We start from the raw sequence: 13743 nt of genomic DNA on the forward strand, positions 1-13743 counted from the left end.
CTAGCATAGCCCTCCGCTTTTGGCTACACTAGCGGGATATGGTGGAGGTCCACACCTGCAGTCCCGGTTGCCGCCACCACCTGGGGGGGGCGGGGTGGGGGGATGCCCCGTTGGTGCGCCTGGGCTACAACAAGGAGGCCCGGGCTAGGAAGTTCCCCTACCTGAGGGCGCTTTTGGAGCGGCCCGTGGTCTTTGACGGGGCCATGGGTACCGAGCTGCAAAAGCGGGACCTTTCCCCCGAGGACTACGGGGGGGAGGCCTACTTCGGCTGCCCCGAGGTGCTAAACCGCACCCGGCCCCAAGTGGTGCAGGAAATCCACCGCGCCTACCTCGAGGCCGGGGCCGAGGTGATAGAGACCAACACCTTTGGCGCTCTAAGGCACGTCCTGGCCGAGTACGGGCTTGGGGAGGAGGCGGAGGCCCTCGCTTACCTGGGGGCCAGGCTCGCCAAGGAGGTGGCGGAGCCCTACGGGGCCTTCGTGGCGGGGGCCCTGGGGCCGGGAACCAAGCTCATCTCCTTGGGGCAGATTGCTTGGGATGAGCTTTACCAAGCCTACAAGGAGGCGGCGCGGGGGCTTCTTCGGGGCGGGGTGGACCTCATCCTTTTGGAGACGGCCCAGGACATCCTCCAGGTGCGCGCAGCCGTCCTCGCCGCCCGCGAGGCCATGGCCGAGGTGGGGCGGGAGGTTCCCCTCCAGGTCCAGGTGACCTTTGAGGCCACGGGGACCATGCTGGTGGGAACCGATGAACAGGCGGCCCTGGCCGCCTTGGAGAGCCTTCCCGTGGACGTGGTGGGGATGAACTGCGCCACGGGGCCCGACCTCATGGACAGCAAGGTGCGCCACTTCGCGGCCCACAGCACCCGCTTCGTGGCCTGCCTGCCCAACGCCGGCCTGCCCCGGAACGAGGGGGGCAGGGTGGTCTACGACCTCACCCCGGAGGAGCTGGCCAAGTGGCACCGGAAGTTCGTCCTGGAGTACGGGGTGAACGCCGTGGGGGGGTGTTGCGGCACGGGGCCGGAGCACATCCGCAAGGTGGCGGAGGCGGTGAAGGGGCTTCCCGCCCGGCCTAGGCCGGAGGCCTTCCCGCCCCAGGTGGCCTCCTTGTACCAAGCGGTCTCCCTCCGCCAGGAGGCGAGCCTCTTCTTGGTGGGGGAGCGCCTCAACGCCACGGGAAGCAAGCGCTTCCGGGAGATGCTTTTCGCCCGGGACCTCGAGGGCATCCTGACCCTGGCGCGGGAGCAGGTGGCGGAAGGGGCCCATGCCCTGGACCTTTCCGTGGCCTGGACGGGGCGGGACGAGTTGGAAGACCTCAGGTGGCTCCTCCCGAGCCTCGCCACCGCCGTCACGGTGCCCGTGATGGTGGACTCCACCTCCCCCGAGGCCATGGAGCTCGCCCTCAAGTACCTGCCGGGCCGGGTCCTCCTGAACTCCGCCAACCTGGAGGATGGCCTGGAGCGGTTTGACCGGGTGGCCTCCTTGGCCAAGGCCCACGGGGCGGCCTTGGTGGCCTTGGCCATAGACGAGAAGGGGATGGCCAAGACCAAGGAGGAGAAGATGCGGGTGGCCCTCCGCATGTACGAGCGCCTCACGGAACACCACGGCTTCCGCCCCGAGGACCTCCTCTTTGACCTCCTCACCTTCCCCATCACCCAAGGGGACGAGGAGAGCCGCCCCCTGGCCAAGGAGACCCTGCTCGCCCTGGAGGAGCTTAGGGAAAGGCTTCCCGGGGTGGGGTTCATCCTGGGGGTTTCCAACGTTTCCTTTGGCCTGAAGCCCCGGGCCCGGCGGGTCCTGAACTCCGTCTTCCTGGACGAGGCGAGGCAGAGGGGCCTCACCGCCGCCATCGTGGACGCGGGCAAGATCCTTCCCATCAGCCAGATCCCCGAGGAGGCCTACGCCTTGGCCCTGGACCTCATCCACGATCGCCGGCGGGAGGGGTATGATCCCCTCCTCGCCTTCATGGCCTACTTTGAGGCCCATGCGGAAGACCCCGCGGCCAAGGAGGACGCCTTCCAGGCCCTGCCCCTTTTGGAAAGGCTCAAGCGGCGGGTGGTGGAGGGAAGGAAGGGGGGCCTCGAGGCCGACCTGGACGAGGCCCTGCGCCAGGGGTACAGGCCCCTGGACCTCATCAACGGCCCCCTCCTTGCCGGCATGAAGGAGGTGGGGGAGCTTTTCGGGGCGGGGAAGATGCAGCTTCCCTTCGTCCTCCAGGCGGCGGAGGTGATGAAGAAGGCGGTGGCCCACCTGGAGCCCCACATGGAAAAGCGGGGCGAGGGTAAGGGCAAGATGGTCCTGGCCACGGTGAAAGGGGACGTGCACGACATTGGCAAAAACCTGGTGGACATCATCCTGAGCAACAACGGCTACCAGGTGGTGAACCTGGGCATCAAGGTGCCCATTGAGGAGATCCTGCAGGCGGTGGAGGCGCACAAGCCCCACGCCGTGGGCATGTCGGGCCTTTTGGTGAAGAGCACCCAGGTGATGAAGGAAAACCTGGAGTACATGCGGGATCGGGGCTACACCCTCCCCGTGATCCTGGGTGGGGCGGCCCTCACAAGGAGCTTCGTGGAGGAGGACCTTCGCGCCATCTACCCCAACGTCTACTACGCCGAGGACGCCTTTGAGGGTTTGCGGCTTATGGAAGAGCTCACGGGCCAGGCTCCCCCCAAGCTCACCCAACGGGCTTCCCCCCGCCCCAAGCGGGAGGCGCCCAAGGTGGAGGCGCGTTCCAAGCCCGTGGGGGAGGCTCTCTTCATCCCCAGGCCGCCCTTTTTCGGGGTCCGGGTGGAAGCGGACCTGGACCTTCCCACCATCGCCCACTACGTGAACAAGCTCGCCCTTTACCGGGGCCAGTGGGGGTATAGCCGCAAGGGGATGAGCCGGGAGGCGTGGCAGGCCCTGGTGGAAAGGGAGGCGGAACCCGTTTTCCGCCGCCTCCTCAAGGAGGCCATGGAGGAGGGGTGGCTCAGGCCCAAGGTGCTTTACGGCTTCTTCCCCGTGGCCCGGGAAGGGGAGGAACTCCTCGTCTTCTCCCCGCAAACCGGGGAGGTGCTGGAGCGCTTCCGCTTTCCCCGGCAGCGGGGCGGGGGCTTGAGCCTCGTGGACTACTTCCGCCCCCGCCACGCCGAGCCCTTGGGGAGCGAGGCGGATTGGCTTCCCGCCTACGCCCAAGGGGCCCGGGACGTGCTTGGGGTGCAGTTGGTGAGCATGGGGGAGGAGCCTGCGAGGAAGGCCCGGGCCCTCTTTGAAGGGGGGGCCTACCAGGACTACCTCTTCGTCCACGGCTTCGCCGTGGAGATGACCGAGGCCTTGGCGGAGTACTGGCACAAGCGCATGCGGCAGATGTGGGGCATCGCCGGCCAGGACGCCACGGAGATCCCCAAACTCTTCCAGCAGGGCTACCAGGGGGCCCGCTACTCCTTCGGCTACCCCGCCTGCCCTGACCTGGCCGACCAGGCCAAGCTGGACCGCCTCATGGGCTTCGCCCGTATCGGGGTGCGGCTTACGGAGAGCTTCCAGCTTGAGCCCGAGCACGCCACCAGCGCCCTGGTGGTCCACCACCCCGAGGCCCGCTACTTCAGCGTGGACTGAAAGAGCCCCGGGAAGCCCCGGGGCCTTCCTTACTCCTCCCCTTTGGCGATGGGCACCCCCACCAGGTTGCCCCACTCCGTCCAGGAGCCGTCGTAGTTCTTCACGTGGGGGTAGCCCAGGAGGTACTTGAGGACGAACCAGGAGTGGCTGGAGCGCTCGGCGATGCGGCAGTAGACCACCACGTCCTTGTCCTTGGTGATGCCCAGGGGTTCGTAGAGGGCTTTGAGCTCTTCCGGGCTTTTGAAGGTGCCGTCGGGGTTCACCGCCTTGGCCCAGGGGATGTTCTTGGCCCCGGGAATGTGCCCGGCCCGTAGGGCCCCTTCTTGCGGGTAGTTGGGCATGTGGGTGAGCTCGCCCCGGTACTCCTCGGGGCTCCGCACGTCCACCAGGGCCCCCTTGCCCTCCTTAACCTTCAGGATGTGCTCCAGTACGTCATCCCGGTAGGCGCGGATGGACTCGTCCCGGTAGGGGACCTCGTAGCGGCCCGGGGGGTAGCTGGGGACCTCGGTGGTGAGGGGCCGGCCCTCCTCCACCCACTTCTGCCGCCCGCCGTTCATGAGGCGCACGTCCTTGTGGCCGTTGTACTTGAAGAACCAGAAGGCGTAGGCGGCCCACCAGTTGTTCTTGTCCCCGTAGAGGACCACGGTGGTGTCGTTGGAGATGCCAAGCCGCTCCATGAGTTGGGCGAACCCCTCCTCGCTGATGAAGTCCCGCACCACCGGGTCCCAGAAGTCCTTCTGCCAGTCAATCTTTTGGGCCCCGGGGATGTGGCCCGTGTCGTAGAGGAGGATGTCCTCGTCCACCTCGAGGACCCGCACCTTTGGGTCGTCCAGGTGCGCTTGCACCCATTCCGTGCTCACCAGAACCTCAGGGTGTGCGTAGCCCATGCTCACCTCCCAGCCCCACTATACCCTTGAGCGTGTTCATGCAAGGAACCGCGGCCACAATCTACGCGGGCGCCTTGCCAAGGAGGGCGGGTTCTGGTATAAAGGAGCCTGCGGGGAGTAGCCGCCCCTACGGGGGCCAGCCGGTCGTCAGTACGGGAGGTTTCCCCGGTCGGCTGGGGCGCTTTGGGCGCATGGCGAGACCACTAAAAGGTGGCCTCGGCTTTTTGCTACACCCCGCAGGGAGGGAAACATGGACGTGCTAGCCATTGTGCTCATGGGGCTGGTCTTCGTGGCCAGCCTAGCCATCCAAGGAGGGTTGCAGGCCACTTTTGCCCGCTTTAGCCGGGTGGCCAACGCCCGAGGGCTTACCGGGGCCCAGGTGGCCCGGGCCATCCTGGACGCCCACGGGCTCACCCACGTGCGGGTGGAGCCGGTGCCGGGGGCCCTCACCGACCACTACGACCCCCACGCCAAGGTGGTGCGGCTTTCCGAGCCCAACTACGCCTCGCCGAGCCTCGCCGCCTTGGCGGTGGCGGCCCACGAGGTGGGGCATGCGGTGCAGGATGCCCAGGGCTACGCTTGGTTAAGGGTGCGGGCGAGCCTCTGGCCCGCAGCGAGCCTGGGGAGCAACCTGGGCCCCATCCTGGTGGTCCTGGGGCTCATGGTGGGGGCCTTGGGCCTGGCCAAGCTCGGCCTTTACCTTTACCTGGCCGTGGCCCTCTTCCAGCTCATCACCCTGCCCGTGGAGTTTGACGCCTCGAGGCGGGCCTTGGACTTCCTGAAGCGCATGGGCTTCCTGGACGCCCGGGAGATGGGCCCGGCCCGGCAGGTGCTCACCTGGGCGGCGCTGACCTACGTGGCCGCCTTGGCCAGCTCCTTGGCCACCATCCTCTACTACGCTAGCTTCCTCATGGGCCGGAGGGAGGAGTAGATGCCCCTTCTCCTTTGCCCCCAGTGCGGTGTGGGCATGAAGGAGGTGGAGCGGCGGGGGGTGCTCATAGACGTCTGCCCCCAGTGCGGGGGGGTGTGGCTGGACCGGGGGGAGCTGGAAAAGCTCCTGGCCGAGGTCCGGCAGGTGGAGCGGGAGTACGAGGCGGAGCGGGAGGCCTATCACCGACAGGAAGGCAAGCCCTACAAGAAAAGGAAGGGCTTTCTAGAGCTGTTTGACCTCTTTGACTAAAGGGGGTGGGAGCGCTCCTGGGGGTTCTCCCAGGGGCGTTTCGCTTTATCGGTGGTCCCCGGAGCCCCCTAAGGTACCCCGTGCCTGGCGGGAGCGGAGTTTGGCCAGGTTGGCCTGGGCCACGGCCTCGAGGCTTTCCCCCAGGTCTGTGGCCACTTGGGCCACGTACCAAAGCACGTCCCCAAGCTCCTGCAAAATGGCCTCCCGCGCCTCTGGGGTCAGGGTCCCCCCCTGGTCGCGCAGGACCTTCTTCACCTTGTTGGCCAGTTCCCCCGCCTCCCCCACCAGGCCCAGGGTGGGGTAGAGGAGGCGGTAGGCCTCGGGGTAGAGGGCGGTCTTCTTGGCCTCTTCCTGGTAGGTGTTAAAGGTCATGGGTTACCTCCTTCCGGATGGCGTAGACGCGGCTTATGCCCCCCTCCGCCGTGACGCCGTAGAGGGCTTGGCAGGCCTCCATGGTGCGCTTTTGGTGGGTCACCAGGATGAACTGCCGCCCCGAGGCCAAAAAGCGGGTGAAGCGGAGGAGGTTGGCCTCGTCCAAGGCGGCGTCCACCTCGTCCAAGACCGCCAAGGGTAGCCCCCCTTGGAGCTCCCCCAGGGCGAAGAGGAAGGCCAAGGCGCCCAGGGTCTTCTCCCCGAGGGAAAGGAGCCGGAGGTCCTGGGTGCGCTTGCCCGGGGGCACCACCACCAGCCTAAGCCCCCGCCCTTCCCGCCGCACCTCGGCCCGCGCCCCCAAAAGGGCCTGGGCCTGTTGGCGGAAGGCCTCCTGGAAGCGGTGAAAGCTCTCCTTCAGGCGCTCGGCGTAGGCGGCCTCCACCGCTTTAGCCTCCTTTTCCAGGCGGAGGAGGGCCTCCATGGCTTCCGCTACCTCGCTTTCCTGGCGGGCGAGGCGTTCTTTGAGGGCGAAAAGCTCCCGCTCCGCCAAGGCGTTCACCGGGCCCAAGCGCTCCCGCTCCCTTTCCACCTGGGCCAACCGGGCCTGAAGGGCTTTGGGGGTGCCCGGTATCCTCTCGGCCTCGGGCAGGGCGCTAAGCTCCCGGGCAAGCTCCTCCAAGGTGGCTTCCCGCCGGGCCATGAGGAGGCGGAGGTGCTCCCGCTCCGCCAGGAGGGCGTTGGCCTGGGTGAGGGCCCGGGCTTCCTTCTCCTCTAGGGCCTGGCGCTCCCGCCGCACCTGGCCCAGGCGGGCTTCCAGGGTCCTAACCTCTTCCACCAAGGGCAAGGTGGCCTGTAGGCGGCTTTCCAGCTCCTCAAGCCGCGCTTTAACCCGCGCGGCCTCCTCCTTCGCCCTTTGCCAGGCGCTATAGGCGGCGGCGAGGAAAAGGTAGCGCTCGTGGGCCTCCGCCTGGGCGAGGAGGGCTTCCAAGGCTTCCCGTTCCGCTTCCAGGGCTTTTAGGCGGGCCTCGTCCCAGGCCCCTTCGGGAGGCGTGGGGGGTTTGGGCGGCGGGGGGAGGGGAGCTTGGCGCCGGGCTTCCAAAGCGGCCACCTTGGCCTTGGCCTCGGCGAAGGCTTGGGGGGAAGGGAGGCCCCGTAGCGCCGCCTCCAGCTCGGCGACCCTTTGGGCGAGCTTCGCCTCTTCCTCCGCCAAGGCCTCCACCCGGCGGCGGAAGAGGAAGGTTTCCCCGCTTCCCTTGGTCCTTCCCCCGGTGAGGGCCCCGGAGCGTTCCAGGACCTCCCCCTCCAGGGTCACAAGCCGCTCCCGTCCGCCGGCGCGGCGGTGGGCCAGGGCGGCCTCGAGGTCCTGGAAGACCAGGGTGTCCCCCAGGAGGGTGAGGAGGATGGCCCGCTCGGGAAGCCCCTTAAGGCGCAAGGAGGCCAGGCGGTAGGCGGGGCCCAGGAGCCCGGGGGTGGGCTTGGGGTTGGGGGCGGCGGGTGGGGTAAGGAGGGTGATGGGCAGGAAGGTGGCCCGCCCTCCTTCCCGCTTGAGGAGGCGATGGCCGCCCTGGCCGCCTCCTCGTCTTGGGCCAAGACCCACTGGAGCCTGGGGCCCAAGGCCACCTCCAGGGCCAGCTCCAACCCGGGCTCGGGCCGCACCAGGTCCGCCACCACCCCCAGGATGCCCTTTAGCCCCCGCACCCGCCTAGGGCCTTCCTGCAGGTCGGCGCCCGCCGCCAGGAGCCTTTCCAGCCTTTCCCGCTCCCGCGAGGCCCCTTGCAAGGCGGCCTTGGCTTCGGTTAAAGCGGCCTCCAGGGCCTTTCGCCTTTCCCAGGCTTCCGCCAGCCGGGCCAGGGCTTCCTGGGCCTCGGCGAGTTCCCGTTCCAGAAGGCTCCGCTCCGCCAGGGCTTCTTGGTGGTGGCGAAGCCTTTCCTCGTAGCGGGCGGCTTCCGTTTCGTAGCGGCGCCAAGCCTCTTCCAACCGCCTTTTTTCCGCCAGGAGCCGGGTTTCTTCCCCTTTGAGCCGGGCGAGCTTGGCCCGCACCTCCTCCGCCTTGAACCCCTGGGTCGGGGACGGGGGGGCCGGGGTCCTGGGGCGGGGGGCGGTCCAGGGCCTTCAGGATGCGGGAAAGCTCCTGACACTCCCTTTCCAGGGCCTCCCGCTCCTTCAGGGCGAGGCGCACTGCCTCCAGGCGGGCCCGGAGGCTTTCCTCCTCGGCCTTTAGGGCCTCCTTCGCCGCCTTAAGCTCCCTTTGCGTCCCTTGCAGGTGGGCTTCCTCCTCCGCCAGGGCCAGGAGGCGGGTTTGGGCCCTTTCCAGGTCCTTTTGCGCCTCCTCCGCTCGGGCGAGGAGGAGGCTTCGCTTGAGCCTTAGGGCCTCGAGGTCCAAGGCCCGGGCGCGGGCGGCCTGCTCCGCCTCCTGTTCCAAGCGGCTCGCCTCCGCCTTCAGTTGTCCTAGGACCTTTTCCCGCTCCTCCAGAAGGGCCAAGGCCTCCTTGAGCCTTTCCTCCGTGGCCTTGGCCGCCTCGGCCACGGGCCTGAGGCCGGAAGCCTCCTCCAGGTGGGCCAGGAGGACCTCCTCCGGGGCTTCCAGGAGGGCCCCCACCTCCCCCTGGCCCACGATGGCGTACCCGCCCCGACCTAAGCCCGTGCCCGCCAGGTGCAGGGCCAAGGCCTTGGCGCTCGCCGGGCGGCCATTCACCTTGAGGAAGGTGCGCTCCCCCTCGATGCGCCGCTCCACCCAAAGCCGCTCCCGCCCCCGGGAAAGCTCCAGCCGCACCTCGGCGTAGCCCAGGGGGGGCCGGCCTTCCGCCCCGTGGAAGAGGAAGGCGGAAAGCTCTTGCCCCCTTAGCTCGTGGGCCCGGGCCCCGGTGACGAAGCGCAAGGCCTCCACCAGGTTGCTCTTGCCCGAGCCGTTGGGACCGATGACGCCCGTGACCGCATCGGGGAACTCCAAGAGGGTGCGCTCGGCGAAGGACTTGAACCCTTGCAGGGTCAAGCGGTCTATGCGCCAGGCTTCCTTCATGGCAGGCGAATGGGTTTGGTTAGGTCCAGGTGGGCAAGGCCAGGGGAAGGCTTGCCCTCCACCAAAAACCGCACCTCCTCCGCCCCGAAGGTGGTGAGGAGGGTGTAGGCCAGGCTGTAAAGCCGGAAGGCCTCTTCCATGGCGTCCAGGCCTTGGGCGAAGCCCGCGGGGAGGTCCACCACCAAGGCCTTTTCCAGGCGGAAGAGGGCCTTGGGGGCGGGGGACTGGGTGGCCTCGGCCCAGACGGCCAAGGCCCGTCCCTCGGGGCTTTCCCCCGGGCCCAGGGTGAGGGTTTGGCTTTCCTTGAGGAAGCCCCGGGGAGGGTCGGGGCGGTAGAGGACCAGGACCAGGGTTTCGGGCTTAGCCTCGCCAGGGGAGGGCAGGGACAGGGCCCCCGGGGCCTCGTTCCCAGCGCTTTTCCAGTACACGAAGGCTCCCAGGACGAAGACGAGGAGACCAAAGACGTTCCAAAAGGTGAAGAGTCCGCGCACGCTCATTCCTCCAGGTAGCTTCGGACGCCCTGTGCGATGGCCTCGGCCAGGGCCTGGCGGTCCTGGGGTGTCTTGAGGCGCTCGGCCCCGATTTCCAACAAGACCGCCGCCCCGGGAAGGTCGGTGAGGGCGTAGGGGCCCTCCGCCTTGGCTAGGACCAAGCCCAAGGCGGAAAAGGCGCTTTCCAGGGCCTGGGCAAGGCGGCGGGGGTCGCCGGCGTAGGCCTTGAGCAGGGCCTTTTGCTCCGCGGGGGCGGTGGCGAGGAGGCTTTCGGCGTTCTTGGCCAGGGTCAGGGAGCGCTCCTTGGGCAGGTAGAGGTTGAGGGCGCTTCCCCGGGTGACGTGGAGGGAGAGGAAGACCGCCGCCCCTTGCGCCTGGGCTAGGCGGGCCTCGAGGGGAAGGGTGGCGTCCTGGTTCCGGGTGAGGCGGCTACCTGGGAGCTGGGCCGCCACCTGGCGGGCCAGGTCCAGGGTTAGGTCCTTCTCCCAAACCCCGTCCAGGTTAATCCCCGTATCCTTTCCCCCGTGCCCTGGGTCCAGGAGGACCAAGGGCTTGGGCTTGGGCAAAGGGCCCCACTCCAGGACCACCCGGCCCCCTCCCGGGTAGTAAAGTCGGTCGGGGGGGGTATCCAGGGGCAGGAAAAGCCCTAGGGGTTCTTGCCGAAGCCCCGTGCCCATCCCCTTGGCCAGGAGGAAGAGCACCCCTCCTTCCCGGTAAAGGGCGTTCACCTCCCGGGAAAAGCGGAAGGTGAGCCTCATGCTTTCCCGCTCCACCCCCAATAGCTCCGCCCAGGGAAGCTCCAACAGGATGCCCTCCTGGGCCCGGTAGGTGAGGCCCAAAGCGTCCGCCAGGGGGCGCAAGGGGATGTAGACCTCGTTGCCCCGCCGCCAGGCCGCTCCTTGGGCTGCGGCCTTGGCTTCCTCCCCTAGGATGGGGAAGACCTTCTGCCGGCTTCCCAAGCCCAAAGCCAAGCGGCCTTCCCCTTGCCAAAGGGAAAGCCCCAGGCCCTGGGCCACCAATTGGGCGGGTCCGTAGGCCACCCCCCGCCCCCCCGGGTAGACTGCCTCCCCTGTGAGGCTTCCCGCCTTCAGGGGCTTGGGCGCCTGGGCCAGGGCTAAGGCGGCGAGAAGGAAAGGCAGAAAAAGCCTCATAGCTCCTCCAGAGCCCGGCGCACCGCCTTCTTTTTGTCGTCTTCCTTCTTTTGGTAAGCCTTTTTGCCCCGGGCAAGCCCCAGGAGCACCTTGGCGTAGCCCCGTTCGTTGAAGTAGATCTTCAGGGGCACCAGGGTGAGACCCTTTTGCTCCACCTTGCCCCGGAGGCGATTGAGCTCGTGGCGATGGAGGAGGAGCTTGCGCTTGCGGCGGGGGTCCACGTTGGTGTAGGAGCCCTTCTCGTAGGGGGCGATGTAGAGGTTTTCCAGGTAAAGCTCCCCGTCTTCAAACTTGGCGAAGCTCCCCGTGAAGTCCACCTTCCCCGCCCGGATGGATTTCACCTCCGTCCCCTTGAGGACCAGGCCCGCCTCATAGGTTTCCAGGATCTCGTAGTCGTGCCGCGCCCGGCGGTTCTCCAGCACGGGGGCTATCTTACCGCAGGGCAAGGCCGAAGGCGAGGCTTAGGCCCGTAGTTTCGCTGTACTGGCCTTTTAGGACGTTTTGCACCTTTAGCTCGTAAGCGAAGCAGCCGTCGTAATAGCGAAAGGTAAGGCCGTAGCGGCTTAAGCCGCCCCCGCTTAAGCCCACCTCGGGGGCGAGCCAAAGGGCCTGACAGCAGGTGCGCTCGGGGAGGGGCATGGCGTAAGCCAAGCGCACCTCCTCCAGGCTGCCCCGGACGTAGGCCACCCGGAGGCTCCCGAAGCTCGGGTCTTGGAAACGTCCTTCCAGTTGCTCTAGCCGGTTCGCCAAGGGGTTTTCCAGGATGTAGCTTAGCCCCATGGGGCCATAGGCGCCCTCCAGGGAAAACCTTTGGAACTCATCCCGGTTTTCGTAGGTGAAAGGAGGGGTTGGGCCCAAGGGTTCTAGCCGCCCGGCGTAGCCCGTCCGGAGGCGGAGGTCTCCCTCCTCAAACTCCCCCTCTAGGCTGCCTCCCAAGGCCAAGTAGGGATGGTACCCGGTGCCGGGATAAACGCTAAAGAGGAGGGAAGGGGCGAGGAAAAAGCGAAAGGGCCCCTCTTGGAAGGCGGCACGGTAGCCCGCCTCGAGCCCCAGGGTCCAGCCTTGGCTCCTTCCTGTTTCCGCGTACCGGAGGAAGGGGCTTAAGCTGAGGTTTTCCAGGCGGAAGGTGGGCCGGTAGCGAACCTCGAGGCGGGGGGTGTCGGCGTCGGGGGGGTTGGGGCTTGCGGCGAAGTAAAGGTCGTCAAAGAAGGCCCAAACCCCAGGGGCGTAGCCCAGTTGCGCCTCCATGCCCCGGCCTTCTTCCCGGTAGCCCAGGACCAGGGCCTCCTGGCCCGCGCCAAGCCCCGTGGCAAGGAGGGTAAAGCGCCTTTTCCAGCGGCCGATCTCTTCCCCGGGCCTGGGGAGGGGAAAATTCCTCACGCCAAGGCTCCACCCCCCATCCGGGGTGCTCCCCAAGACCAAGGGGCTTTCCAGGGTAGGCTTCCGGTTGGCGTTGGCCCGGGCCTCCCCGATGGGGATTTCCAGGTTCCAAAGGCCCAGGCTGGCCTCCCCCACCAGTTCCCCGGTGGCCACGTCAAACCGGGCCTCCCCCATGGAGAGGCGCACATCCTCCCCGCAGGGGCACGGGGTGGCCAAAAACCCCTTTAGGAGGGCTTCTCTTTGGTTGAAGCGGGCCTCTTCCGCCTTCAAGCGGTAGGCGGGGGATTCCAGATAGACCCCTTGGCCCAAGGGGGGGCGCTCCAGGAGGATGCTTTCCGCCTCGGCCCGTAGCCTTCCTTGGGCAAGGCGCACACCTTTTAGGGTTTTGCCTTCCAGACGCTTGGCCTCTAGCCGCCACCCTTCCGCTTCCCCGGTGAGGTTTTCGGCAAAGAAGGCCTTTTCCTCCTCCCGGTAGCGGATGAGGGGGGCCTCGAGGAATAGCCCCTCCCGTTCCAAACAGGCCCGCCCTTCAAAGACGAGCTCCTCCCCGTCGTAGCTAAGCTCCTCCCCGCCCAAAAGTCCTTCTTCGGTTTCTAGGGTGTAGGGCCGGTTAGCGCAGGGGCCTGCCAAGGCCAAGCTTCCCAAAAGGGCTAGAAGGAGAACCAAACGACCCATGGCCAAGAGGATACCAAGCTAGGGCGCCCAGCCCGAGGGCCTCGCCAAGTAGGGCGGGGCCTGGCCTGGTTTGACCTCCACCCGGAAGAGCCCGGAGAGGGTGAGGTTGCCTCCCGTGTTCCGGGCCTGGGCCAGGGCCTGGTCCAAGAGCTGGCTTAGCCCCAATAGGAAGCGGTCCTGCACCCCCTTCTCCACGGGTAGCGCCCCGAAGGTGAAGCAGGCGGGGTTCACCTGGGGGCAGTGGGGTTCCAGCCGGAGCCTTCCCCCGAGGAAGTAAAGGCGCCAGCTCCCCAGGTCCACCCGGTACCCGGCCCGCAGGTGGTCCCGGTACTGGAGGACGAGCTTCTGCCAAAGCTCCCTTCCCGCTCTGTCCGCCGGGGTTAGGGTGTAACGCCAGGCCTTGGCCCCTTCCTGGGTGAGGCTTTGACTTCGGGTGAGCCGCCATTCTTGGGCCTGGGTTGAAGAGAGGAGAAGTACCAAAAGAACTAGCCAAACCCTCCCCATGCCCTTTAGTTTCCCAAGCTGATCGGTGGAGCCTTGGTCATTTGCACCCAGGGAACTAGCAGGGGTGTGCTAAGTTTTCCGCCGATGACGCCCGTGCTGCTTCGTCTCGGCACTGAGGGGTTTCGGAGGGTGATTGTCCAGGACTTTACCTTTGCCACCCCAGTGCCTGGCGGAAGCCTACGGCCGCCACCTCCTGGAAAGGGGTGGGGGGCTTGGGAGGGTCGGACGCAAGCTCGCTTTCATCGCCCACAAGGACCGTGGGGTCCGACTTGGGAACGAGTTTGGGAGTATGGTTGGATTGGAGGTGGAGTGGTGAAACAAGTGGCGGTGATAGGTGGGGGATACGTGGGGCTTACCACCGGGGTGGCCCTGGCGTACCTGGGTCACCGGGTGACAGTGGTGGCCTTGGGGCTCATGCTGAGGGTGATGGGGGCCTTCGCAGCGGAGGCCTTAAAGCCCAAGGAAGGGTCTTCCCTTCAGGGGGTTTGACC

Annotated in this window: 13 protein-coding genes and 1 pseudogene; 4 read left to right on the forward strand and 10 right to left on the reverse strand. The window is 67.2% G+C overall.

Annotation, left to right across the window (positions count from 1 at the left end; all coding sequences use genetic code 11):
- Positions 1-38: 38 nt before the first annotated feature.
- Entirely contained in the window at positions 39-3593 is a 3555-nt protein-coding gene (metH, locus tag QT17_RS04795) for a methionine synthase (protein WP_039457028.1), read from the forward strand.
- A gap of 29 nt (positions 3594-3622) precedes the next feature.
- Here metH and QT17_RS04800 read toward each other — a convergent pair whose 3' ends face one another.
- Entirely contained in the window at positions 3623-4480 is an 858-nt protein-coding gene (locus QT17_RS04800) for a sulfurtransferase (RefSeq protein WP_039457031.1), read from the reverse strand.
- Between the two features lie 250 nt (positions 4481-4730).
- On the opposite strand from QT17_RS04800, the gene QT17_RS04805 reads away from it, so the two are divergent.
- Both QT17_RS04805 and QT17_RS04810 read left to right on the forward strand, forming a co-directional pair.
- Positions 4731-5411, forward strand: coding sequence for a zinc metallopeptidase (locus QT17_RS04805; RefSeq protein WP_039457033.1), 681 nt, complete (start codon positions 4731-4733; stop codon positions 5409-5411).
- Positions 5412-5660 (forward strand): zf-TFIIB domain-containing protein, encoded by a 249-nt coding sequence (locus QT17_RS04810; RefSeq protein WP_039457036.1) that lies wholly within the window; start codon positions 5412-5414, stop codon positions 5658-5660.
- Positions 5661-5705: 45 nt separating this feature from the next.
- Here the strand turns inward: QT17_RS04810 and QT17_RS04815 are convergent, their stop codons facing one another.
- The 9 genes and pseudogenes from QT17_RS04815 to QT17_RS04845 all read right to left on the reverse strand — a co-directional run bounded on the left by QT17_RS04815 (position 5706) and on the right by QT17_RS04845 (position 13252).
- Positions 5706-6032 (reverse strand): nucleoside triphosphate pyrophosphohydrolase family protein, encoded by a 327-nt coding sequence (locus QT17_RS04815; RefSeq protein WP_039457039.1) that lies wholly within the window; start codon positions 6030-6032, stop codon positions 5706-5708.
- A complete protein-coding gene (locus QT17_RS14845; RefSeq protein WP_304412958.1) occupies positions 6022-7629 on the reverse strand; it encodes a hypothetical protein in 1608 nt (535 codons plus the stop codon). The genes QT17_RS04815 and QT17_RS14845 overlap by 11 nt, the downstream gene beginning before the upstream one ends.
- Before the next feature lie 2 nt (positions 7630-7631).
- Positions 7632-7730, reverse strand: a pseudogene (locus QT17_RS14965) (hypothetical protein); the annotation flags it as partial.
- A gap of 4 nt (positions 7731-7734) precedes the next feature.
- Positions 7735-9051, reverse strand: a complete 1317-nt coding sequence (locus tag QT17_RS14310) for an AAA family ATPase (RefSeq protein ID WP_235283748.1) — start codon at positions 9049-9051, stop codon at positions 7735-7737.
- Positions 9048-9542 (reverse strand): GerMN domain-containing protein, encoded by a 495-nt coding sequence (locus tag QT17_RS04825; protein ID WP_039457103.1) that lies wholly within the window; start codon positions 9540-9542, stop codon positions 9048-9050. Before QT17_RS04825 ends, QT17_RS14310 begins: the two co-directional genes overlap by 4 nt.
- 2 nt (positions 9543-9544) lie before the next feature.
- Entirely contained in the window at positions 9545-10693 is a 1149-nt protein-coding gene (locus tag QT17_RS04830; protein ID WP_039457042.1) for an N-acetylmuramoyl-L-alanine amidase, read from the reverse strand.
- The gene (gene smpB, locus QT17_RS04835) at positions 10690-11124 is read right to left on the reverse strand and encodes an SsrA-binding protein SmpB (RefSeq protein WP_039457108.1); all 435 of its coding nucleotides are present in this window, start codon (positions 11122-11124) and stop codon (positions 10690-10692) included. The genes QT17_RS04830 and smpB overlap by 4 nt, the downstream gene beginning before the upstream one ends.
- A gap of 1 nt (position 11125) precedes the next feature.
- Complete coding sequence (locus QT17_RS04840; protein ID WP_039457111.1) at positions 11126-12748, reverse strand: hypothetical protein; 1623 nt, start codon at positions 12746-12748, stop codon at positions 11126-11128.
- A gap of 18 nt (positions 12749-12766) precedes the next feature.
- Complete coding sequence (locus QT17_RS04845) at positions 12767-13252, reverse strand: hypothetical protein (protein ID WP_039457045.1); 486 nt, start codon at positions 13250-13252, stop codon at positions 12767-12769.
- 84 nt (positions 13253-13336) lie between these two features.
- Between QT17_RS04845 and QT17_RS14970 the strand changes: the two genes are divergently transcribed.
- On the forward strand, positions 13337-13741 hold the full coding sequence (locus QT17_RS14970) for an FAD-dependent oxidoreductase (protein ID WP_369792365.1): 405 nt from the start codon (positions 13337-13339) through the stop codon (positions 13739-13741).
- The last annotated feature ends 2 nt before the right edge of the window (positions 13742-13743 follow it).

Source organism: Thermus sp. 2.9, assembly GCF_000794385.1.
Classification (GTDB): Bacteria; Deinococcota; Deinococci; order Deinococcales; family Thermaceae; genus Thermus; species Thermus thalpophilus.

Bases quoted from the DNA above. Each gene is read 5' to 3' on its own strand.
- QT17_RS04845 (WP_039457045.1), bottom strand. From the start codon at position 13,252: ATGGGGAGGGTTTGGCTAGTTCTTTTGGTACTTCTCCTCTCTTCAACC.
- QT17_RS04830 (WP_039457042.1), bottom strand. From the start codon at position 10,693: ATGAGGCTTTTTCTGCCTTTCCTTCTCGCCGCCTTAGCCCTGGCCCAG.
- metH (WP_039457028.1), top strand. From the start codon at position 39: ATGGTGGAGGTCCACACCTGCAGTCCCGGTTGCCGCCACCACCTGGGG.
- QT17_RS14310 (WP_235283748.1), bottom strand. From the start codon at position 9,051: ATGAAGGAAGCCTGGCGCATAGACCGCTTGACCCTGCAAGGGTTCAAG.
- QT17_RS04815 (WP_039457039.1), bottom strand. From the start codon at position 6,032: ATGACCTTTAACACCTACCAGGAAGAGGCCAAGAAGACCGCCCTCTAC.
- QT17_RS04840 (WP_039457111.1), bottom strand. From the start codon at position 12,748: ATGGGTCGTTTGGTTCTCCTTCTAGCCCTTTTGGGAAGCTTGGCCTTG.
- QT17_RS04800 (WP_039457031.1), bottom strand. From the start codon at position 4,480: ATGGGCTACGCACACCCTGAGGTTCTGGTGAGCACGGAATGGGTGCAA.
- QT17_RS04805 (WP_039457033.1), top strand. From the start codon at position 4,731: ATGGACGTGCTAGCCATTGTGCTCATGGGGCTGGTCTTCGTGGCCAGC.
- QT17_RS04810 (WP_039457036.1), top strand. From the start codon at position 5,412: ATGCCCCTTCTCCTTTGCCCCCAGTGCGGTGTGGGCATGAAGGAGGTG.
- QT17_RS14970 (WP_369792365.1), top strand. From the start codon at position 13,337: ATGACGCCCGTGCTGCTTCGTCTCGGCACTGAGGGGTTTCGGAGGGTG.